Genomic DNA, 23,111 nt, shown 5'->3' on the forward strand with positions numbered 1-23,111 from the left:
TATACTTTGTTCCTGTTGTATTTATTGCCTTAACTGCAGCACAAAAGTAAAACACTAAAAAAATTATATTCTTATTTATTAGCCTGCGGTATTTGTGGTTTAGTTTCCGGTAACTGTAATTTTCGCCGGCTTATTTTAAATAAAATGGCCCCTTCAATTCCGGGGCCATAAAGAAATGGCTAGTGCTCCTAACCGGTTTTTCTTTGTTCTTTACTATCAGTTATTCACTACCGGCATTCCTGCTGAAGAAATGTATTTATGCGCCGTAAAATCATTCCATGTACTTGCATCTGAAACAGCTGTATTTTTCAGGGCCGCATTTTGGTGTACAACACTTTTTATTGTACCAATGCCCTGTTTAGCGGATGCCTCCATATTCTGCCTCCAGTTGTTGTAAGCAAAGATGCCCGCAATTGCCAGCACAGGAAGTATTACCGTTTTATTGATCGCTATATTTTTCATACACTAAAAATATATAAGCCTTGTAAAAGCAACCGCCTGATATTAGTGAAAGGCCGCTGCCGTTTATTAAAAGGAAAAATAATTTCTTTCGGGTGCACAATGGTACCTCTTTACCTCTGAATAGCCTGTACTTACCATTTACTAAAATCCACTGCCGGTAAATGGGTTACCGGTATACTTTTGAACCTCATCCGTAATCACTATTACTTGTAAATTTTAAGCGCCGGAAATGAAGAAAGAAACGATCAGAGATATTATCATGTTTACCCTTCTTGCCATGGGAATTGTAATACTGGTTATGATCTTATAAAACCTGCCTGCTGTTTTTATTGCAGCTCTTCTTTTTATTGCTATTTTTGGCAAAACATTCCCCCATGTATCAAACTCTGCTGGCTTCTGTTGAAAATGGTATTTATATCATCACCATTAATCGTCCTGATAAATTAAATGCCCTGAACAAACAGGTATTTACCGATTTAAATACGGCTATAGATGAAGTACAGCGCAATGCCGGCATTAAAGCTGCAATTATTACCGGGGCAGGACCAAAGGCATTTGTTGCCGGGGCAGATATTACCGAGTTTGGCGGATTGAATAAAGAAGAAGCTATGGCCTTGGCAAGGCGTGGACAGGAAGTTTTTTTTAAGATTGAAAACAGCAAAAAACCAATTGTTGCAGCAGTAAATGGTTTTGCCTTAGGTGGTGGTTGCGAATTAGCGATGGCCTGCCATTTCAGGTTGTGCAGCGAAAATGCAAAGTTTGGCCAGCCGGAAGTGAACCTTGGATTGATACCTGGTTACGGCGGCACACAACGCCTGACGCAATTAGTGGGTAAAGGAAAAAGTATGGAATTGCAAATGACGGCCCATTTGGTGGATGCTGCGGAAGCATTGCAATTGAAACTGGTAAACCATGTAACCACTGCAGAAAGTTTGTTAGATAGAACAAAGGATATTTTAAATGTTATCATGAGCAAAGCTCCTTTTGCCATTGGCAAAATAGTGGAGTGCGTAAATTTTGCCGCTTTAAGCGATAGTTCTTTCAACAATGGCAAAAGCGGCTACACCAAAGAAATTGAAGCTTTTGGCGACTGTTTTGTTACAGAAGATATGAAAGAAGGCACTGCAGCTTTTTTAGAAAAACGTAAAGCTAATTTTACAGGAAAATAGTTGTTGCCATGAAGTGCTTTGATTTTCACAAATAAAGAAAACTACAGCAGTATTTCTGAATCTTCAGCATAATATTTTCAATGAAATAAAATACTACCTGGTATCTCTATTTTATTTTTTCCTTGTACATTAAAACTCACCGTTAATCCATTATCTCCTGCCGAGTCAAAATAAATAAGTTTGATCTGGTGCAGGCCTTTTTCCAAAACCGCTTTTCCTGATTTTTCTTCCATACCATGATTGCCATTATTGTCTACCACCAGCACCTCATCAATATATAGTAGACTGCCATCGTCGCTGCTGGTAAAAAAATCATATAAACCGGTTGTGGTAATGTTGATATAGCCGGAGAAAATAAAACCGAATTTTGATTTCCTGTTTTTATTATCTACACTGAATTTATTTGCAATACCTGTTTTAACAGGTTGTATTTGCTGCATTATTCCGCTGCTCATATCTTCAGCTTCAAAATAACGATAGTTTAAACCGGCGGCTGTTTTTGCAGGTTTGCTTGCTTTCATCAGCCCATATGTTTTTATTTCGGTTTCCTGTACATCACTATTAATAAGGCCTTCTTTTATTGCGATCGTTTTAAGTGTGGTATTATTTTTAAACAGCAATGGTGTAGTGTAAACAGGTGATGAAGCTGTAGGCATGGTGCCATCTGTTGTATAGTGTATTACGGCACCGGGAGTAATATTTTCCATGCCTGCCGTTGGTCTTAGTGCGGCATCATAGCTCACATTTACTTTTGGCTTATTAGTATAGCGGCCAAAGTTTTCAATTTTTACAACATACGCATAAGGTAGTTTTATTTTGTTGGGATTATAATCGGGTAAACTGATCTCTACATTATTGCCGTTTTGTTTCCACTGTACGTTTTCTTTGGCAGATAAAAAACTGATGGCCGTACCTGCAGGCAGTATAACATCTTTCAATACCAGTTTTTTATTATCCGGATATTTTGGAAAGATGGCATACAAAGAATTATTATTGGCATTGTAGGTATAAAAAATCTCTTTTACTGCATAACCGGGATCAGGATCAACAGTAATTTTCAACAGCATGTCACCGCTTCTATCCTTATATTCCCGGTTGCCCTCGCTCCATTGCGAATGCACTTTCCATCTTGTAGTATTATAAATGGCTTCGCCGTTTGCTTTTAACCATTCGCCCATTTGCAATAAACGCTCCTGCATAATAGGAGGAATTTTTCCGTGTTCATCAGGACCAATATCCAGTAAAAAATTTCCGCCTCGGCTTACTTTGTCAATCAACTGCAATACCAATGATTGCGTGGAATTATAATCCCATGCATCTTCTTCCCTGTTGTAACCGTAGCTATAACCCATACCACGGCTTTCCTCCCACGCATGATCTTCAAAATCAAGATCGGGCTGATACTCGGGTGTGTAAATACCCCCATGTTTAAAACGCAGGCCTGCACCCCAGCGATCGTTTACAATAATTTTATTTTTAACGGGGCTTTCATTGTACAACCAGGTTAAAAACTCCTTGCTCTTCCATACCGAGTCGCTTGCTTCCCAGTCGCCATCCGTCCAGAAAACATCGGGCTGATAAGTATTGATAAGCTCTTTCATTTGCGGCCAGGTATGTTCAACAGCAAATTTGCCTTTATCAGCTTTCCATAAAGGATTGAACCATTCGTACAGGGAATAATACATTCCTGCATGAACAGAAGTTTTTCGCACTGCTTTAAAAAGATCAGCGATCAGGTCTCTTTTAGGCCCTACATCAACTGCATTCCATTTGAACCCCCAATCCCTGTCTGATTCCTTACTGGGCCATAACGTAAATCCATCATGATGTTTGGATGTAAGCACAATATATTTAGCGCCACTCTGTTCAAATACTTTTGCCCATTCATCGGGGTTAAATAATTCTGCTTTAAAATCGTTAGCCAGGTCGTAATAAGTACGGCTACCAAATTTTGCTTTATGAAATTTTTGCCTTGCAGTATCATTGCCCTGCAAACCCTGCTGGTACCACTCTGCGTATTGACCTTTGCTGCTCCAGCCCGGTACAGCATACACCCCCCAGTGAATGAAGATGCCGAATTTAGCATCCGTAAACCAGGATGGTGTGGGTCGTTTATCCAGGCTTTGCCAGGTGGGTTGATAGTTTTGCGCCTGTAATTGGGCAGCAAAAAAAACAGTTAATAAAGCAATCGTCTTTCTCATCCGTAATAATTTTATTTTTCAACAAGATTTTCATTTATCAGATAGCCTTCAATTTCTTTAATGATAGTAGCACCATGTTCTCCCTCTATGGTAAGCTCAATCGCATTGATATCAACAGCAGGAAAAGTAATGATGCGTTTCCTGCCAATAGTGGTACCATGAATTTCCTTTATCATTTCATCCCTCTTATTAAACAAGAGAAGTTTGTAGGATGCACAATTTTGTCCGCCCTTAATATCCTCGTATAGTACAATACAATTCACTTTTTTATCCGCTTTAATTTCCACACCTACTGATTCTCTTTCTATTGCTGTAAATTTTTCGCCCGTTTGTAAACTGCCATCGCTTACCGCCGGTGCTTTTTTTAAAATGCCGCCAAACAAATGATAGGTATCGGCATGTTTAAAAATATTTGTTGCAAAATTTTCGTCTCTTAATTTTTTAAAACCAATCAAAGCTGTTGAATCAAATGTTGTAATTAATCCATTGCCATCGGGAGGTACATTCAACAATAAGTTAGCACCGCGGCCCACGCTTTTTTCATACAATTGAAATAACTGTGCCGGTGTTTTCACTTTATCATCTTCTGCTTTATGATAAAACCAGCCCGGCCTGATACTTACATCACATTCGGCAGGTATCCAGTATTTGCCATAGGCATTGCCGCTATTTAGTGTATCGGTTGATGGTGCCTTGGCACCGGGTTCAAAACCATCAATATCCAACGTATTCCAGTTAGTAATTCCTGCAATGCCATTTTCATTGCCTACCCATCTTATATCAGGGCCAATATCACTGAATACCACAGTTTTGGGCGAAAGTGTTCTTACTGTTTGCCTGAATCTTTTCCAATCATACACTTGCTTTTTTCCATTGGGACCTTCGCCGTTGGCACCATCCCACCACAGTTCCGTAATAGGGCCGTAGCTGGTAAATAACTCTTTCATCATGCCGGTAAAAACATCATTGTATTTTTCTGTACCATAGTCGGGGTGGTTTCTATCCCACGGAGAAATATATACACCGAATTTTAAACCATACTTTTTGCAAGCCACAGACAATTCCTTCAGCACATCTCCTTTTCCATTTTTCCATTTGCTTTCTCTTACGGTGTGTTTACTGAATTTGCTGGGCCACAAACAAAACCCATCGTGGTGCTTTGCAGTGATGATGATACCTTTTGCACCCGCTGCTTTTGCCACACGGCACCATTGGTTACAATCCAGTTTTGCAGGATTAAATACTTCTTCCTTTTCATCACCATGCCCCCATTCCAAATCGGTAAATGTATTGGGGCCAAAATGTGCAAACAAATAGAACTCCATATCATGCCAGGCCAGTTGTGAAGGAGAAGGCGCAGGTAAAGTTTTTTGTGCAAAGCAGCAATGAACAGATAAGGCTATAATAAAAATTAAGAATTTCATACTGTAAGATAATATAAAAGGCTGCAAAAATTGCAGCCTTTTACTATAAGAAATGAAATGAGCTATTTATTTAGTTACAACAATTTTTGTCACTTCAACAGTAGCACCATTTTGCATTTTTACATTGTACCATCCCGTATTAAGTTTACTGATATCCAGCTTATTGATATTTTGGCCTTTGTTAACCAGAATATTTTTACTAAAAACTACATTACCCATCTGATCGGTAACGGTAATTACCGCTTTGCCATTACTGGCTGACCTGAAGATCAGGTCGGCACTATAACTAGCAGGGTTAGGAACAACATTCAACTTGTTGCTTGTAATTACCGGGGCTGCTATTGGTGCTGCGTTAATAGTAAAGTTTGCATTTGATATATCAAAGAAAATATTCCCTACAGCTTCTACTTTCACACGGCAGGTGTTGCCCGATACCGCCGGTACGGTAATGGTTTCTGTTCCATCATTAGCTGTAGAAGCAGCCAGTACTGTTGGAAAAGTTAATCCTCCATCTGTAGACAATGAAATTTTTACATTAGCACAGCTCACCGGCGCTGCCGTTGTACCATTTACGCTCCAGGTAACAGTTGCGGCAGAACCAGCCGTCCAGGTAACGGCTGTATTAGGCGCAGTAACAGCAAAAGGCCCCGACGCTGCTGATACGGTTACCACGGCATCGGTAAAAGCCGTTTGCCCGATAGTAACACCGGGTGAATAGGGTTTATTATCTCTTACGGTTACCCTGAAATTCAAAGTTCTGGCTACAGAGCTTAATGCTTCAATATTAGTGCCGGCATCGCCACCAGGTAATACTGGTGTAACATTTAGGCCCGCAAGTATGGTAGACAATCTTGGAAATGTTCTGGTACCCGATACCGTTGGTGAAAACGATAACCAGTTAGGTCCCGTGGTTTTGGTAGGCGAAGCTATACTGCTTGTACCTGATGTAGTGGAATTGTCATTCTGTTCCCAGCAGTAGGTCAGCGGGTCATTTTCCGCATCAGTGGCTGCTGCAGTTAAGGCGAATGGCGTACTGACAGGAATGGTATAGTTGCTTACAGCAGCAACAACAGGCGCATGATTAGCCGTCATGGTTACACTTACAGGACAGGTCTTGGTGGCCAGGTTGGCTTGTATCTGCGCAATAGATGTTTCATGATAGATATCAATAGAATGTGGCGCTACGTCTTGTGCGGTAATACCTGCATACCCCATAATGGTGATACCGGAACCAACCTCTTTATTTTGTCCTGTACCTTCCAGTGACATGGAGAATGTATGATTTGCACCCAACTGATGCCCTACTTCATGCACTACATAATCAATGTCAAAATTATCTCCCATTGGTATACCATCTGCCGGAGATGTAATACCCGAACCTTTTGCGAGGGAGCGCTTATTGGCAGGGTTTACACATACACAACCTATACAACCTGCATTTCCTCCGCCACCTGAAGCTCCAAACATGTGCCCGATATCATAATTGGCACTTCCTATAACTGAAGTAAGGGTTTGCTGCAATTGCAGGTTCCATTGGCTTAACGTATTGGAGTACGGATCTGTTGATGGATTATAGTAAATTACCGATGTTGTATTTGAAATAAGATTAAGATGCAACGCCAGGTCTTTTTCGTACACACCGTTACAGCGTGTAAGCGTTGCATTAAAGGCTGCTAAAACCAAACTAACCTGTGCAGCACTGGTGGCACCGAAATAATTGGCATATTCGCCATTACAGGATTGCACCAACCGCATGGTTTTTAATTGCCCGGTTGAACTGCCGGTAGCACTGCTTTGCGACACCTGTTTATTAAGATCAGTAACCATTTGCTTATCGTCGGTACTGCATGTCCAGGGAAGTTTTCCTTTATCCCTATGAGAGCTGTATACAGAATAGATTTTATGATCCAGGGAATACGGCTCCATGAATTCATTATCTTTTTCTGTTCTGAAAACCATGGTTTGAATTCCCTGTGGGGAAATACTCAGTTTTACTGTTGCATATTTATCAGTGATTCCCCTTCCGGAATAAGCTCTTATCTCCGGAAATTGTGCCTGCAGATCCGGCTCAAAATTAGATGCCTCATATACTTCGTACTGCTCAATATTACCGTCTGCCGCCGGCAGGGATATTACTGTTGCATGCTTTGCTGATTTACCATCTACAACAGAAAATAATTCCTGTCTCAGGGACTCAAAGTTCAGGTTGAATAATTTAAATGCTTTTGGATAAGACAGTCTCGATGCTGCTTTATCAGTAATAATGTTTGCAAGGCTTTCGTTATTTGCAGACCAGAATTTATCGGCCTGTGAAAAACCTGCAATGGAAAACATTACTAACGTAGCTGTGGTAAGGAAAAATTTTTTCATGTTTTTAGCAATTGAAGTGTTTAGTAATAATTAAATATAACCTTATAAATTAAAAAAAGCCAGCATTGTGGAAAATTAAATGCCACAATACCGGCTTTCTTTTAAACTACAAAAGCCTGCAATTAATGATTTTGCTTATTTACTGCAATGATTTACAATCATCCATCTTAATATTACTACACTTTCTAAAAACAAGCAGTTATTTTCTATCCTGTTGTTTTAAAATCAGTTACCTGTTTTTATAGCTACCGTTGCAGGCTGCAACCCCGATGCAGTTGCCGTAAATGTACTGTTACCTGCTATTCCTGTTGACTGTAAAATCACCTGGCATTTACCATTAAATAATGTGCGCTGCCAGTTATTATCAAAAAATTTATCCGGCTCATGACTGCTGGGATCGCCATTACCCACACCAATAATTTTTATATTGCCGCTGGCGGTAAAATTAATATTGTTCATTGCAGTTGCCACTTCTCTTCCTTTGTTATCAGTAACAGTTACATTCATTACACAAACGTCTGCGCCATCAGCATTAATGATCGTTCTGTCGGGAGATAAAACAATCTGGTAAGCTGCAGTAGTCGTTTCTACTTTAGCATATAATTTTTTGCCGTTTCTTTTGCCAAAGGCCTCTAATTTTCCGGGGGCGTATTTTACTTTCCATTCCAGGTGACCTTCTCTTGCCATCATTTTCTTTCCTAAACTTTTCCCATTGAGTTTTAATTCTACTTCTTCGGCATTACTGTTTACCCATACTTTAATGCTATCACCTGTGGTCCAGTTCCAGTGCGGACTCAATTGCAATACATCTTTATTGCTCCACCAGCTTTGATAATAGTAATAAATATTTTTAGGAAAACCGCACATATCCATAATACCAAAATGACTGTTGATGCAGGGCCATCCATAAGGTGTGGGTTCGCCGCGGTAATCAAAACCCGTCCATACAAAACCTCCCATAAACCAATCTTTATGAGCATTGGGCTTCCACCATTCCTCGGCAGTAGTGGCCCATGAAGGATGTGTGGAATCCCTGTCAACAACATAACCTTTAACAGTATCCGTTGCATAAATACCTCTTGTGGTAACCGTACTTCCCGTTTCGGAGCCAAGCACCGGTTGATTGGGATAAGACGCATGGTACTGGTCGCTTTTTTGTACAAAATAATTAAACCCTCTTACCGGTATAACTTCGTTTATGCCTGTACGATTGCCCCCATTATTAGCTGCATAAGTACAAACCCTGGAGGGATCAAGTTCCTTCTGTCTTTGTATTAAAGTTTGTGCAAGCCTTCTTCCAACATCAGTGCCATGTATGCCGCTTTCTTCATTACCAATGCTCCACATAAAAACGCTGGGGTGATTTCGGTCTCTTAACAATAACCTCTCAAACTGACTCATGTATTCGGCAGAGGTTCCTATCAAACGGTTTTCATCCAGTACCAGCATACCTAATTCATCGCATGCCTGTAATAATTCCGGTGTTGGCGGATTGTGAGATGTGCGGTAAGCATTTACACCCATTTCCTTTAATAACTTAATGCGGTAGTATTGCAAGGCATCCGGCAATGCACTTCCCACACCGGCATGATCCTGGTGGCAACAGACGCCGTAAATTTTTATCGGCTTTCCATTCAGGCTCAGGCCTTTTGTGGCATCCACAGTAATGGTTCTTATACCAAACGTGGTGCTGGTGCTATCAGTAACTTTATCATTCTGCCTGATGAGTGTGATTAACGTATAACGATTGGGATTCTCCAAATCCCACAGCATAGGATTGGTGATCTTAAACTGGTATTGTATTTTTTTAGTTTCGCCGTTAGTAACAGAAACCCCTTCTACAACAGTGCCGGTAATTTTTTTATTGTTTTTATCATAAATGTAATATTGTAAGCTACCCGATGCCCTGCCAAAAGTATTATTGGCCACGGTAGTTTCTACTGCAACAGTGGCAACACTGTCTTTAACCGTACTGCTTACAAAAGTGCCGTATTGTGCAATATGAAAGGGGTTAAATTTTTCTAACCACACATGCCTGTAAATACCTGCGCCTTCGTAAAACCAGCCTTCGTATTGCGAAGCATCTACCCTTACCACCAGCACATTTTTCTTTCGGAAATTGATATAGTCTGATACATCCAATAAAAATTCGCTGTACCCGCTTTCGTTATTTCCCAGGTAATGCCCGTTTAAAAAAACTTTGCAATTGCGGAATACGCCATCAAAATGAATATTGAATTTATTGCCGGAATCTGCCGGAGGTACACTAAATGTTTTACGGTACCAGCCAATACTTGTTTTGGGAAACAGGCCGCCAACAGCTTTAAAGCCATGGTCCTGTAAGCCCTCATCTTTAATGTTTACAAAATCCTGTTCTACCGCCCAGTCGTGTGGCACATCCAGAGTACGCCAGGCAGAATCATTAAAGCCGGGTGCAATGCAACCCTGGCCCGAGCCCGCTTTGGCCAGATTATAATTGATGTTGTAATTAAAATCATTTTTAGTATCCGCAGCATCCCCGAAATGAAATTTCCAGTTCTTATCCATGGAAATTTTTTCTCGTACTGGTGTTTGTGTATAGGAATAAAAAGGGAATATCAATACCAACAGGATAATAGTTATAAGCTTCATTAATGCGATTTTAGGAAGTGAATTTAAATATACTTTAGTTATGCTTTTAAAATTAACTGAATTTTTATCAACTTTAATTAAACACCCTGATCACTTTTACAAAACGGTGTTTGTAATAATCGTTCAGTACAGTAATGGTTACACCGTTGGCTTTACCCGATGTAGAATGAATAAACTTAATTTCTTCCCTGTTGTTACTTATGATAATCCCCATGTGGCCCACCACCCGGCTGCTGTCTGTACCTGTAAATAAAATCAGATCGGCCGGCTTTGCATCCATACTGGTAACCGCATTGCCGTAATGGGTAAAATCAACCGACGACCTGGGCACTGTTATGCTGAAATGGTTAAACACATGTGTAATAAACCCGGAGCAATCAAAACCTTCTTCGGGGCTGGTGGAAGCATACTTGTAGGGCGTGCCAATAAGCGATACGGCATACGCAAGCAAATGCTCCTGCAGGGTATTTTCATTTACAACGATGGTATCATTGCCGGCTTTTATAACAGGTGCAACCGGTTTGATACTATCTGCATTTATTACCGGTAGTGTATCTGTATTTACAGGTTTACCGGTATCAGCCAGGTTTGTAAAGCTGTTGTTTGGAGAGTTGCCTGCACAACCCGTTACTACAATAAAAAAACAGGTTACTGCAAGCCTCATAAAATAGTTTTGTTCGCCTAAAACTACATTATAATTGATAGTGCTTTTGTGTTAATTTTGCAACCACTAGTTAAAATAAAATCATTTTATGGAATACAGAATAGAAAAAGATACCATGGGTGAAGTGCAGGTACCCGTAAATGCGTATTATGGCGCACAAACCCAGCGCAGCATCGACAATTTTAAAATTGCACAGGACATTAACAAAATGCCTAAGGAAATTATTGCCGCTTTTGCTTATTTAAAGCATGCCGCCGCATTAACCAATTACGATGCAGGCGTTTTAACCAAAAAGAAAGCCGATCTTATCGGTAAGGTTTGTAAAGAAATTTTAGAAGGAAAACTGAATGATTATTTTCCTTTAGTGGTTTGGCAAACCGGCAGCGGTACCCAAAGCAATATGAATGTAAATGAAGTAGTGGCTTACCGTGGTCATGTATTAAATGGTGGTAAATTATCTGATAAAGAAAAATACCTGCATCCCAATGATGATGTAAATAAAAGCCAGAGCAGTAACGATACATTTCCCACTGCCATGCATATTGCAGCCTATAAAATTTTAGTGGAAACCACTATTCCCGGTATTACCAAACTAAGAAATACCCTGGATAAAAAGGCAAAGGCTTTTAAAAAAGTAGTGAAGATAGGCCGTACGCATTTTATGGACGCAACTCCACTTACATTAGGGCAGGAGTTCAGCGGCTATGTATCACAGTTAGACCATGGTTTAAAAGCAATAAAAAACACATTAGCCCATTTGAGTGAACTGGCTTTGGGCGGTACGGCTGTTGGTACCGGTATTAACACACCACCAAAATATGATGTTAACGTGGCCAGGCATATTGCAAAATTAACGAAGCTGCCATTCAGAACTGCTGATAATAAATTTGAAGCCCTGGCAGCTCATGATGCCATAGTAGAAGCACACGGTGCATTAAAAACTGTTGCTGTTAGTTTGATGAAAATTGCCAATGACGTACGCATGTTATCAAGCGGGCCAAGAAGTGGTATTGGTGAAATTCATATTCCCGATAACGAACCGGGTTCATCTATTATGCCGGGCAAGGTAAATCCTACACAGTGTGAAGCATTGACCATGATTGCCGCACAGGTAATGGGCAATGATGTAACTATTGGTATTGGTGGCAGTAATGGCCATTTTGAATTAAATGTTTTTAAACCGGTGATGATCTATAATTTTTTACACAGCGCAAGACTGATCGGTGATGGTTGTGTAAGCTTTAATGATAAATGTGCCGTGGGTATTGAACCTTTGAGCGCCAATATTAAAAAACATGTTGACAATAGTTTAATGCTGGTTACTGCACTCAATACAAAGATCGGTTATTACAAAGCTGCAGAAATTGCACAGAAAGCACATAAGGAAGGAACCACATTAAAAGAAATGGCGGTTAAACTGGGCTATGTAACACCTAAGGAATTTGATGAATGGGTAGTACCTGCAAATATGGTGGGAAAAATATAAATAATTGGAAGTGCTCCGGCCTGTAGCTTTATTGTATAACCAAAATACTAAAGTTACAGGCTGAAGTTCCAACCCGTGGTGTTAGTGTATACGTACCCGTTGAACCGGGTACCCCGCTGCCACGTAACAGCACATTCTGCAAACCTGTGGAAGAAAACACTCCCGACGCTGTAAAGCTCATTCCATTTACCGTATTGGTAGCAATGGTGTAAGAACCGGTGCTGCCCACATCTGCCTGTATCACTACTGTATTGGCACCGTCCAGGGGTTTGGAAAGAATATAAAATCCATTAACTGTAACCGGTGCACAGGCACCAGGTGCTCCGCTTAAAGTAAACGCTGCCGGTGGCGGCAATGGTGCCACAGTTAAATAAAAATTACAGGTAACCGTTCCCGTATTAGGTACAAAAGCGGTTGACTCTGCACGTACGGGTGTTCCCTTTGCCAGTAACACCACAGTATGCTGACCTGTTGTAGTAAACGATCCGGCATCACTGAAAGTAATTCCATTTGCTGTATTGGTATTGATAGCATACGAACCCGGCTTACTTACATTTACGTGCATGGTAACCGTATTAGCTGTTGTTGTTGCAATACCAACATAATAATTACCATCAATGGTAAAGTTGATACAATCATTAGGCGCCCCTTCAAAACTAAATACGGCTTTACCGGCAGTATCCGAAAGCACTGTAATACCTGTATTGCATTTGCTGGCAACTCCATTTACCTCTACTATTGAAACCTCTGCTTTTACCGGCGTACCTGTTCCTTTTAAATAAACATCCTGTAACCCCGTTGTGGTAAACACACCCGAGCCCGAAAATGAAAAGCCGTTGGTTGTTGTTGCGGTTATGGTATAATTGCCCGGTACGTTAACCACAGCTTGCACTTTTAAAATATTAGAAGGCGAAAGCGGCTTACCAATAACATAACTGCCATCTGCAAATATGCCCGTACAAATACCAGGCGCCCCGGCTAAAGTATATTGTGCAGGCTGCGGCCCGAAAGTTTTTACACAAACGTTGCAGGTACTTGATCCATACCTGATAGTAAAACAATTATTTCCCTGTGCAATGGGTTTACCACTTGCCATTAAATGAATGGTACTAGTACCTTTGTCAACCTTTCCCGTTTGATGAAAATAAAAACCATTTATTGTATCGGATGTAATTTCATAGGTGCCCGCAAAAGAAACCTCCACTTCTGCTTCAATAAAATTTTTATCGGAGAATGCAGAATCGATATTATAAACACCACTCACTTTAACAGGCAGGCAATTACCGGTTGCATCTTTTTTTAATTTCCCCGCAGAGATCCCATCGAAGAATAATTCCCGCTGGCAACACTGAAAAAACAGTGCCCCGGTTATTAAAAGCAGGATCGTTTTAAAAAATTTCATATCAGCAATAAGTACTCCTATAAAGATAAGTTTTTATCCCTGAAACAGTTTTCAGAGTAACAGCACTGTAAAATTTACCGGTAAAAACACTACCTGTCTGTACAGTTTTTTACTATTACTGAATAAAAAAAGCCGTAGTATCCAGTTGCAGTTTTCGTAAAAAAACTGGTTATTAGGCATTTACAAACAATTTTGAAAAATAGGCATCCATTTACAAAATAACAATATGCCATTTACGTTGTCAGGTTAATACACCAAGATCAAAACCTTACTGCGCCCTCATGTGTTTTATCACAACGGTAAAATACCCGGCCTGATGCTACCCTGGTACTCCCTCCTTTTAAATGATATTATTCCCTTAACGGGATGATGTAAACAGAAATATAGTATGAACAACACAAATATCCGAATCCATATTTCAGCACCAAAACTGAAACACTATGAAAATACATTTACCTCAATTTTTATTTACCGGTACATTTTTATTGCTGAGCCTGATCAGTAACCAGCAGTTGTATGCACAGGTACAAACAGGAAAAAGTTATATCAATGTTTCAAAGAATGTTACCGGCGGCACTTTTGAACCCGGCGATACACTTGAAATAAGAGCAGCCATTGCTGTGGGTAATTTTGCCGCATTTTCCATTACACAGGTAAGGTATAACGATACCATCAATGCCAACTTTACCTACCTGCCCGGTACACTTAAGATCATTACCAATGAAGGGCTTACCTTTCGTGCCTATACAGATGCGGCAAGTGATGATGCGGCTATGTTTAATGGTGTGAACCAAACCCTGCGGATCAATATGGGCAAAACAGCCGGAGTTGCTGCCAATACAGGCAACACTACCACAGGCGGCGGAACTATTGCCTATAACGATAAGCCTTCTTTTTATGGTGGTGTCTGCATTATGGTGGCTTCCTTCAGGGTAAAAATAAAAAATGCAGTTGCATATAATAGTTTGATCACCATGCCCGGTGGCGCCTTCCGCTACACACAAGGCACAACTGCTGTAACCGCAGGTTTTGTTGCCAACAATATCATGGTGTTTCAGAATATCGGTGTTTGTCCCAATTATGTTGGCGGCAATGCAGTGATTGAAAACAACGGAACTTTTGGCAGCGGCAATACCCGTAACAGGAGTGCATCTGCAATTGTACCGGGCTATTCTTTTGTCAACTTTTCGGCCAATCAACCCAACGATGGCAGCTATGGTATTGCCAACAACACCAGCGCTGCCGGGGCCACTAATAACGGTGTGCCATACCCTGATAATTCAAGGGTATTTACGGTATGGGATATTATTGGCGATCACACGGGCGCCGTAAGTGCCACAGCCGGTAACCCTGCTACAACTGTTGGCAGCACCGGTGGTTATATGGCTATTGTTAATGCCAGTTATGCCACCAATCCGGCCATACAACAAACCATCGCTAATTTATGCCCCTCCACTTACTACGACTTTAGTGCATGGTTCAGGAATATCTGTTCTAAATGCTCCTGCGATAGTAATGGGCGTGGTGCTTTAAATGCTTTATTCAACGGGCCATACCCTCCCGGCGTAAAACCCAATCTTACTTTTCAATTAAATGGTATTGATTATTATACCACGGGAGATATTCCTTATAATGCACAATGGGTAAAAAAAGGATTTACATATTTAACCGGTGCAGCACAAACATCTTTTACGCTATCTATCCGCAATAACTCTCCCGGTGGTGGTGGTAACGACTGGGCAGTGGATGATGTCAATTTATCTACCTGCGTTCCTGACCTGATCTTAAAATACAATCCCGAAATAAAAGTTTGTAAAGACGCACAGATAGATCTTTCTGCAACTATCCGCTGTTACTTTCCTAACTATGTGTATTACAAATGGCAGAAAAGTACCAATGGCGGCAGCACCTGGTTTGATACAGGCATAAGCGGTGTTGGCGCACCGGCATTAATAAGCGGTCAATGGGAATACACTGCCAGCTATCCATTGTTTGTAGCTACTATGGCCGATAGCGGTCACCGCTACAGGGCAGTAGTAGCCACCACGCCTGCTAACTTAACCAATGTAAACTGTGCATACAGTAACAATGCCAGCACCATGTTAAACATCATTAACTGCGGCGTAATTCTCAATGTAAATTTAAAATCGTTTACCGGGCAGGAACTGCAATCCAATGCAGATTTAAACTGGTCTTTAACACCGGGCAGCAATGTCACTAATTTTGACATTGAAAAAAGCATCGACGGCATTAATTTTAGTATAGCCGGCACTGTTAAAGCGGGCAACACAGCTGTTACCAGCAATTACAGCTTTAACGATCCTGATAAATTAGCAGGCCTTACTTATTACCGCTTAAAATTAAATGACCGTGAAGGATTGTATAGTTACAGCCCCATTATCGTACTCAATAATAAGGCAATTGATTTTGCCATTAAAGGAGTTACCAACCCCGTTACAGATTATATACTCCTGGATATCACAGTACCGAGGCAAAATAAAATACACATTCAGTTATCAGATATGTTTGGCCATGTGGTATTTCAGCAACAGGTGGATGGCAAAAAAGGGTGGAATAAAGTAAGACTGGATAGGGTTAAAGACCTGCCCCGGGGAATGTATATGCTTTCGGTTGCCAGCAATAACCAGGTGATCAATAAAAGAATAATCAAACTGAAATAAAGATACTTCGCCGTGAAGTTTGAAATACAAAAGAAAAGCCCTCCGTTTCTACGGAAGGGCTTTTTTCGTGAGTGGTGAGTAGTGAATCAGCTGTCCTTTAAACTGCTGACGATTCACGACTCACCACCCACGCTTTATTTACATTTGTAAGAAAAATTCAATTTGCCTTTTGCTGCCGGAATGCTTGACTGATCATTGCCCAGCATATATGCACTCACCACATAATTATCACGGCTCATCACATAAGAACTGAATGCAGATACTGCAGAATCCACCACTACATTACCCGGATCGTAAAAACGTACTTTCAGGTTTTTAACAGCGTTGGTTGATTTTCTGCCGAAATTAAAAAATTGATTGTAGGGAGCATAAGTATCTTCATCAGGGAAAAGATACAGGTAATTTTTAGGAGAAATATTGGTGTAATAAGTAAGGTCCGCATCTTTGATAATGTCGGTAGTAAACTCATCTACAGTGGTCATGTGTGTAAGGTTACCACCGGTGTAGGTATACGTAACAGTTTGATACGGAATAGTGGGTAACGCAGAATATGTGTATGATTTGGTGATCAGGAATCCTGCCGCATCATAATTATAAGCCACATCAAATTCGGGTGAGCCGGGCAAAGTGGGGTCAATAAGTCCGTGCAATGATTTGATGCGTTTGGTAGCAGCATCAAAAACATAATACTGATCAGGATCTACATAAACAGTATCGCTGAAATATTGGGGTACCGAATTAAAATCAATGGTTAAGGTAACGCTGTCAAATTTAGTAATATCAGTTACCACATCCGAGCCGTCGATAGTAGCGCCGATAGTACCAATGCTGCTGCCCGTTGCACTGTCACTGTAGGCTATCTTGCTGATGCGGCAATCGGCACCTATCAAAACCCCTGCCCCATCACCACCGCCATTTTCGGTACTGTATTCTTTCTGGCAGGATGCCAAAGCTATTACACCCGTAATTAAACAAAGAAGAAGGAATTTTCTCATCATTATCTTTTTAGTCTTTTAAAATTTTGAATGAGCAAGCATTTTGTTCTTCAAAAATTTCAATGTTTAGTTTATTGCAACTCGGCCCTGAATTTTCCATTTGTGATTGTTGCCCCTGTGCTTATTCCATTAGCAGTGCCGCTAAAAGTACCACTGACAATTTTATTCACCACATCAATAACATCAAACTTAATATCTATGTTTTTACCTATTGTACTAACATCAGCCTGGTACACCTGGCCATTAATTGTAGACAGTACATTAAACAAAGCAATTGGCACCCCGATATTTGATGTTTTATAAGTAACTCCAATTACCGGACTTCCTGTTGCTGCAACGCCTAACTGTAAGGCACTATCCCCTGTAACAGAAAATGCCTGCACACTTAATTGTGTTAATCCTCCCAACGATAAAGACATGGCAATTACTGATGATGTATCTGCAGCAATCAGTTTAGTACCATCATTAAATTGAAAATAATACCTTGATGCTCCCCCGGTACCGCCACCACCTCCACCACCGCCGGTACCTGCAAGCACCGGAATATCGTAAGTGCAGGAATTAGTGCCCCCGAGATTCAATACCGATACTGATGCTGTTCCTGCAATTACAGGAGTGCCCGAACCGGTTAAAGTTACATTCTGCACACCGGTGATATTAAAAACACCAGACCCCGTAAAAAGAAAACCACTGGTAGTGGCAGCGCCAATAGCATACGTACCGGTAGTAGTTACATTTACCTGTATAGTAAGTGTATTCGCAGGAGTTAATGCCACCCCAACAGTATAAGTACCGGCAGCAGATGCACTGGCACAAATACCTGGTGCCCCATCTAATGTAAACACCGCATTTGAAGTACCCGAATTAATTACAGTTATATTAAATGAACAGGTACTGGTACCATATTTTACCGTAAACATATTAAGGCCTGCAGCAATCGGTTTACCGCTGCCATACAACCTGATGGTGTTGTTACCAAAAACAACCGATCCTGTTCTGCTGAAAGAAAACCCGTTAATGGTATCTGATTTAATTTCGAAAGTGCCGGGAGTAGTTACGTTGATCTGAACATCTACAAAAAGAGCATTGGTTATAGCACTATCAACTTTAAAAACACCGGTTACGGTAACCGGAAGGCAATTACCACCGGCATCTTTTTTAAAGGTACCCACTGATACCCCGGTATTTTCAAAAATCAATTCTTTCTGACAGGAAAAAAAAGTTATGGCTGTTGCCAGAACAAGGATAACCGACTTAAAAATTTTCATACCCCGGTATTAAATTTAATATTTTATAAAGATAAGTTTTTTATGAAACCTGCGATTCGTCATTAACTATGGCTTTGGTTTCCACTGTATGATTGGTTTCATCGCTTTTACGCTGCCTGAAAAACCGTTTCTGGAAAACTAAAATTGTGATCACACCTGTTGATATTGCCGCATCGGCCAGGTTAAATATCGGCCTGAAAAATTCAAACTCCTGTCCTCCCCAAAATGGCAACCATTTTGGAAAAGTACCATGAATAACCGGGAAATAAAGCATATCCACCACATTGCCATGTAAAAAAGAAGCGTAACCATGTTTTGCCATTACGGCCAAACCACTGTAACCTGCATATTCTCCTGTGGCAGGGTCTGCCACCATTCCCTTATCAAAAATTAATCCATAAAATGCGGAATCAATTAAATTACCCAATGCGCCGGCATAAATTAATGCTGCACAAACAATAAAACCTTTGTGGTATTTCTGTTTGATGATGCTGCCCAGGTACCAGGTTCCAAAAACCACCGCTACCAGCCTGAACACGGTAAGAGCCAGCTTACCCCAATTACCGCCAAACTTCCAGCCGTAGGCCATACCGGGATTTTCTACAAAATAAAGCTGAAACCAATTGCCCAATACTTTATGGCTGTCATTCAACTGGTAATTTGTTTTAATGTACAATTTCAGTGCCTGGTCTGCCAGTACCACCAACGCAATGATAAATGCAATGTGTTTTCCTTTCATAATAGGGGGCAAATATAAGACAGTTTGGGGGTTTGACGTTTAGGGTGTAGGAGTTTAGAAACAATGTTACGGGTTACGGGTAAATTGATTGTTTGCGAAGAGGTCGGGGCTTTTATTAATAATACAAATAAAAAAACAAAATTAACCCGTAACTCCTTATTCTTCATAATACACCCTCTTTACCCTCTGGGATATACCGGTTAATATTTCGTAAGCTATAGTGTTTGCCCAATGAGCTACTTCTGTTACTGCAAGCTTTTCTCCAAATACCATTACATCATCACCTTCTTTGGCAGCAATGCCTGTAATGTCCAGCATCGTCATATCCATACATACATTGCCAATTACCGGGGCCAGTATGCCATTTACGTTCATTTTACCAATGCCATTACCCAGGCTTCTCGGGTAACCGTCGGCATAACCAATGCGTACCGTGGCAATTACCGAATCGTGTTCGGCAATACCATTACGGCTGTAGCCAATACTTTCTCCGGCCTTTACTTTTTTTATCTGTGAAATAGTGGTTTTTAATGTGCTTACATTTTTCAGCTGCTGCTGCATACCCAGGTTACTATCCACGCCATATAAGCCAATGCCTAAACGCACCATATCCAGTTGCAGCTCCTTATGCCGGTGAATGGCAGAAGTGTTAGCAATATGTTTGATGAAGGGATAGCTGATATTTTTTTCAATTTCTTTACAGCCTTTCAAAAACAGGTCCGACTGGTATTTTGTAAAATCATCGTGTACCTTGTTATCACTTGCAGCAAGATGAGAGAATACCGATTGAATTTTAAATTGCGGGGAAGCATTTAATTTTTTACTCAATGCTTTTATTTCACCAGCTTCAAAACCCAGGCGGTGCATACCGGTATCTAATTTTATATGCACCGGGTAATTGCTGATACCCGATTGCAGTAAATAATTTTCAAAAGCGGTTAAAATTCCAAAGGAATACAATTCCGGTTCCAGGTTAAATTGTACCATCATATCAAATGTACTTTCTTCGGCATTCATCACCATAATTGGTAAAGTAATACCTGCTCTTCTTAGTTCCACACCTTCATCTGCATAAGCAACCGCCAGGTAATCCACTTTTTGAAATTGCAAGAGATTCGCAATCTCAAAACTGCCACTGCCATAGCTGAATGCTTTTACCATGGCCATTAGTTTTACGCCGGGCTTTAATTGTTGCTGGTAGGTTTTTAAATTATGTATCAGTGCGCTTAAATTTATTTCCAGTACAGTCTGATGGCTTTTTTGTTCCAGCAAATGACTGATCTGTTCAAATTCAAATATCCTGGCACCCTTTAATAAAATGGTTTCATTATAAAAATGCAATGAAGGAAACTGTTGCTTAAATTCATTGGTGGAAGTAAAGAAAGCAGTTTCCTTTATCTTTTCAAAACAACTACTGTATTTTGAAATTTCTGTTCCTATACCAATAAGGCGGTTGATATTTTTTTGTTGCAGTATATCCGCCACTTCTTCATACAATGCAGCATTGGTTTTACCACTTTGTAAAATATCACTGATGATAACGGTACGTTTGGGATGTTGCTGTTGTTGTTGCAAAAAATCAAGCGCAATGGAAAGTGAAGTAATATCTGCACTATAGCTGTCATTAATTACAGAACAATTGTTGATACCTTCTTTTAATTCCAGCCGCATTTCAACTGGCTTCAATTGCAGCATGCGTTCCTGTATCACTTCATCATTTACCTGTAAATGCAGCAATACGCTCCAGCAGGTAATAGCATTTTTTATAGCCGCATCATTGTTGAACGGTATAGAAATGCTTATTTTTCTTTCTTTAAATACGGCTTTAATGACGGTATTAAATGGCTGCACCTGTATGGTATTGATACAAAGTGTGGCATCTTCCTTTTGCCCCCAACTGAATAGTGTATTATTATTTTTTTGTTGCAGTGCTGATAAAGCTTCGTCAATTAAAGTTTCATCTTTACAATAAATAACTGTTTCTGTATTTGTAAAAAGTTTTATTTTTTCATCAATCTTGGCTGCAATATTTTCAAAACCTTCGCTATGTGCTTCGCCGATATTGGTAAAAATGCCAATGGTGGGCTGAATTATTTTTTCCAGTTGTTCCATTTCACCAGGCAGGGAAATGCCGGCTTCAAAAATACCCAGCGTATAGGTGGCATTCATTTGCCACACACTCAGCGGCACGCCAATTTGTGAGTTGTAACTTTTAGGGCTGCGTACAATTGTATAATCTGCCTGCAGTAACTGGTGCAGCCATTCTTTTACAATGGTTTTTCCATTGCTGCCGGTAATACCTATTACGGGATAATTAAACCGGCTTCGATGATATGCGGCTAATTGTTGTAAAGCCGTCAGCACATTTTCTACCAGAATGATATTAGCACCATCATATTCTTCCGGTAAAAAAACAAAAGATTTATCAACTATAAAATGCCGTACCCCTTTTTGGTACAGGTCTTTTACAAATGCATTGCCTTGCCGGCGTGGCCCCGGGATGGTGAAAAATATGGTAGAGGAGGGAAATAATAATTTCCTGCTATCGATCAGTAAATGTTCAATAGCTGCATCCGGATTTTTGTTTACCAAAAAACGGCCATTAATTATTTTTTCTATTGCTGTAATCGTGTACATCTAAAAGTTGCGGCGTAACTGTTTAATCCCCTTCTTCTAACGAAATACCTTTACGTTTATGATATATAGAATATAAAATAGAGCCTGTGATGCAAACCACAATCACCAGCAGCGATATCCAAACCGGCATATGCACCCAGTTTGCGATCAGCATTTTTACGCCAATGAATAATAATACAATGGCAATACCCTGTTGTAAATAATCGAATTTACTGGCAGCACCACGCAGTAAAAAAAACAGGCTGCGTAAGCCTAATACCGCAAAAATATTGGAAGAGTAAATGAGTAATTTTTTACTGGGGTCGGGAATGATAGAAAATACAGCAGGAATGGAATCTACTGCAAATACAATATCAATCAGGCCCAGCATTATTACTACCATGGATAATTTGGTGAAGTAGGCTTTATTATTCCTGGTGATGATGAAACGGCCATGCGGCTCTTCATCAGTAGTACGCATGAATTTTTTCATAAAACGAAAGGCCCAGTTTTCCTGCGGATTAAATTCTGCTTCTTCGCTGCTGGCAAACATTTTTATACCGGTGTATACCAGGAACACGCCAAAGATATACATGATCCATTCATATTTGGCTACTGCCGCACTGCCTACAGCAATAAATAAAATTCTAAAAATAATAGCCATTAAAATACCAAGCAACAATACTCTTGAATAATTATTTTCCTTTACCTTAAAAAAAGAAAAGATAATAATGAACACAAAAATATTATCGATAGACAAGGACCATTCCAGTAAATAAGCAGAGATATAGGATATGGCATCTGCTTTGCCATTGCCGCCTTCGTTTTCGAACCAGATAAAACCACAAAACGCAACAGACAGCAATACCCAGAAAATGGTTTGTATAAATGCAGTTTTTAAACTGATGCTCTTGTTTTTTTTACTCAGTAAACCCAGGTCTAAAACTAATGCAATAATTATAACAGCACTGAAAACGACGTATATCAATTGGTTCTTGTCCAT

Annotated in this window: 15 protein-coding genes; 3 read left to right on the forward strand and 12 right to left on the reverse strand. The window is 40.2% G+C overall.

What is annotated here, in order from left to right; all coding sequences use genetic code 11:
• Positions 1-216 precede the first annotated feature (216 nt).
• Positions 217-462: a hypothetical protein gene (locus ACYVM0_RS21675; RefSeq protein WP_460560617.1), complete on the reverse strand. Its 246-nt coding sequence runs from the start codon at positions 460-462 to the stop codon at positions 217-219.
• 374 nt (positions 463-836) lie between these two features.
• On the opposite strand from ACYVM0_RS21675, the gene ACYVM0_RS21680 reads away from it, so the two are divergent.
• Entirely contained in the window at positions 837-1,631 is a 795-nt protein-coding gene (locus ACYVM0_RS21680; protein ID WP_460560619.1) for an enoyl-CoA hydratase/isomerase family protein, read from the forward strand.
• A 77-nt stretch (positions 1,632-1,708) separates the two neighbouring features.
• On the opposite strand, the gene ACYVM0_RS21685 is transcribed toward ACYVM0_RS21680, so the two are convergent.
• The 5 genes from ACYVM0_RS21685 to ACYVM0_RS21705 all read right to left on the reverse strand — a co-directional run bounded on the left by ACYVM0_RS21685 (position 1,709) and on the right by ACYVM0_RS21705 (position 10,921).
• The gene (locus ACYVM0_RS21685; RefSeq protein ID WP_460560621.1) at positions 1,709-3,832 is read right to left on the reverse strand and encodes an alpha-L-fucosidase; all 2,124 of its coding nucleotides are present in this window, start codon (positions 3,830-3,832) and stop codon (positions 1,709-1,711) included.
• 11 nt (positions 3,833-3,843) lie between these two features.
• Positions 3,844-5,256, reverse strand: a complete 1,413-nt coding sequence (locus ACYVM0_RS21690; RefSeq protein ID WP_460560623.1) for an alpha-L-fucosidase — start codon at positions 5,254-5,256, stop codon at positions 3,844-3,846.
• Positions 5,257-5,322: 66 nt separating this feature from the next.
• On the reverse strand, positions 5,323-7,626 hold the full coding sequence (locus ACYVM0_RS21695; RefSeq protein WP_460560625.1) for a reprolysin-like metallopeptidase: 2,304 nt from the start codon (positions 7,624-7,626) through the stop codon (positions 5,323-5,325).
• Between the two features lie 225 nt (positions 7,627-7,851).
• Complete coding sequence (gene galA, locus ACYVM0_RS21700) at positions 7,852-10,257, reverse strand: beta-galactosidase GalA (protein ID WP_460560627.1); 2,406 nt, start codon at positions 10,255-10,257, stop codon at positions 7,852-7,854.
• A gap of 73 nt (positions 10,258-10,330) precedes the next feature.
• A complete protein-coding gene (locus ACYVM0_RS21705) occupies positions 10,331-10,921 on the reverse strand; it encodes a C40 family peptidase (RefSeq protein WP_460560629.1) in 591 nt (196 codons plus the stop codon).
• Positions 10,922-11,009: 88 nt separating this feature from the next.
• Between ACYVM0_RS21705 and fumC the strand changes: the two genes are divergently transcribed.
• Entirely contained in the window at positions 11,010-12,407 is a 1,398-nt protein-coding gene (gene fumC, locus ACYVM0_RS21710) for a class II fumarate hydratase (protein WP_460560631.1), read from the forward strand.
• A 28-nt stretch (positions 12,408-12,435) separates the two neighbouring features.
• Here the strand turns inward: fumC and ACYVM0_RS21715 are convergent, their stop codons facing one another.
• The gene (locus ACYVM0_RS21715) at positions 12,436-13,809 is read right to left on the reverse strand and encodes a hypothetical protein (RefSeq protein WP_460560633.1); all 1,374 of its coding nucleotides are present in this window, start codon (positions 13,807-13,809) and stop codon (positions 12,436-12,438) included.
• Positions 13,810-14,249: 440 nt separating this feature from the next.
• Between ACYVM0_RS21715 and ACYVM0_RS21720 the strand changes: the two genes are divergently transcribed.
• Positions 14,250-16,490 (forward strand): T9SS type A sorting domain-containing protein, encoded by a 2,241-nt coding sequence (locus tag ACYVM0_RS21720; protein ID WP_460560635.1) that lies wholly within the window; start codon positions 14,250-14,252, stop codon positions 16,488-16,490.
• 134 nt (positions 16,491-16,624) lie between these two features.
• On the opposite strand, the gene ACYVM0_RS21725 is transcribed toward ACYVM0_RS21720, so the two are convergent.
• The 5 genes from ACYVM0_RS21725 to ACYVM0_RS21745 form a co-directional block, all read right to left on the reverse strand.
• Positions 16,625-17,488, reverse strand: a complete 864-nt coding sequence (locus ACYVM0_RS21725) for a hypothetical protein (RefSeq protein WP_460560637.1) — start codon at positions 17,486-17,488, stop codon at positions 16,625-16,627.
• 68 nt (positions 17,489-17,556) lie between these two features.
• Positions 17,557-18,753 carry a hypothetical protein gene (locus tag ACYVM0_RS21730; protein ID WP_460560639.1) on the reverse strand — a complete coding sequence of 399 codons (1,197 nt, stop codon included), beginning with the start codon at positions 18,751-18,753 and terminating at the stop codon, positions 17,557-17,559.
• 40 nt (positions 18,754-18,793) lie between these two features.
• Positions 18,794-19,492: a lipoprotein signal peptidase gene (locus tag ACYVM0_RS21735; protein ID WP_460560641.1), complete on the reverse strand. Its 699-nt coding sequence runs from the start codon at positions 19,490-19,492 to the stop codon at positions 18,794-18,796.
• Between the two features lie 156 nt (positions 19,493-19,648).
• On the reverse strand, positions 19,649-22,129 hold the full coding sequence (locus tag ACYVM0_RS21740) for a bifunctional UDP-N-acetylmuramoyl-tripeptide:D-alanyl-D-alanine ligase/alanine racemase (protein ID WP_460560643.1): 2,481 nt from the start codon (positions 22,127-22,129) through the stop codon (positions 19,649-19,651).
• A 22-nt stretch (positions 22,130-22,151) separates the two neighbouring features.
• Complete coding sequence (locus tag ACYVM0_RS21745; RefSeq protein WP_460560645.1) at positions 22,152-23,111, reverse strand: TerC family protein; 960 nt, start codon at positions 23,109-23,111, stop codon at positions 22,152-22,154.

The sequence above is a fragment of the Ferruginibacter profundus genome (assembly GCF_054783275.1).

Excerpts from the sequence above, each read along its gene's own strand:
- ACYVM0_RS21745 (WP_460560645.1), bottom strand. The coding sequence starts at position 23,111 with ATGGACAAGAACCAATTGATATACGTCGTTTTCAGTGCTGTTATAATT.
- fumC (WP_460560631.1), top strand. The coding sequence starts at position 11,010 with ATGGAATACAGAATAGAAAAAGATACCATGGGTGAAGTGCAGGTACCC.
- ACYVM0_RS21680 (WP_460560619.1), top strand. The coding sequence starts at position 837 with ATGTATCAAACTCTGCTGGCTTCTGTTGAAAATGGTATTTATATCATC.
- ACYVM0_RS21725 (WP_460560637.1), bottom strand. The coding sequence starts at position 17,488 with ATGATGAGAAAATTCCTTCTTCTTTGTTTAATTACGGGTGTAATAGCT.
- ACYVM0_RS21740 (WP_460560643.1), bottom strand. The coding sequence starts at position 22,129 with ATGTACACGATTACAGCAATAGAAAAAATAATTAATGGCCGTTTTTTG.
- ACYVM0_RS21705 (WP_460560629.1), bottom strand. The coding sequence starts at position 10,921 with ATGAGGCTTGCAGTAACCTGTTTTTTTATTGTAGTAACGGGTTGTGCA.
- ACYVM0_RS21735 (WP_460560641.1), bottom strand. The coding sequence starts at position 19,492 with ATGAAAGGAAAACACATTGCATTTATCATTGCGTTGGTGGTACTGGCA.
- ACYVM0_RS21715 (WP_460560633.1), bottom strand. The coding sequence starts at position 13,809 with ATGAAATTTTTTAAAACGATCCTGCTTTTAATAACCGGGGCACTGTTT.
- galA (WP_460560627.1), bottom strand. The coding sequence starts at position 10,257 with ATGAAGCTTATAACTATTATCCTGTTGGTATTGATATTCCCTTTTTAT.
- ACYVM0_RS21695 (WP_460560625.1), bottom strand. The coding sequence starts at position 7,626 with ATGAAAAAATTTTTCCTTACCACAGCTACGTTAGTAATGTTTTCCATT.
- ACYVM0_RS21685 (WP_460560621.1), bottom strand. The coding sequence starts at position 3,832 with ATGAGAAAGACGATTGCTTTATTAACTGTTTTTTTTGCTGCCCAATTA.
- ACYVM0_RS21690 (WP_460560623.1), bottom strand. The coding sequence starts at position 5,256 with ATGAAATTCTTAATTTTTATTATAGCCTTATCTGTTCATTGCTGCTTT.
- ACYVM0_RS21730 (WP_460560639.1), bottom strand. The coding sequence starts at position 18,753 with ATGAAAATTTTTAAGTCGGTTATCCTTGTTCTGGCAACAGCCATAACT.
- ACYVM0_RS21720 (WP_460560635.1), top strand. The coding sequence starts at position 14,250 with ATGAAAATACATTTACCTCAATTTTTATTTACCGGTACATTTTTATTG.
- ACYVM0_RS21675 (WP_460560617.1), bottom strand. The coding sequence starts at position 462 with ATGAAAAATATAGCGATCAATAAAACGGTAATACTTCCTGTGCTGGCA.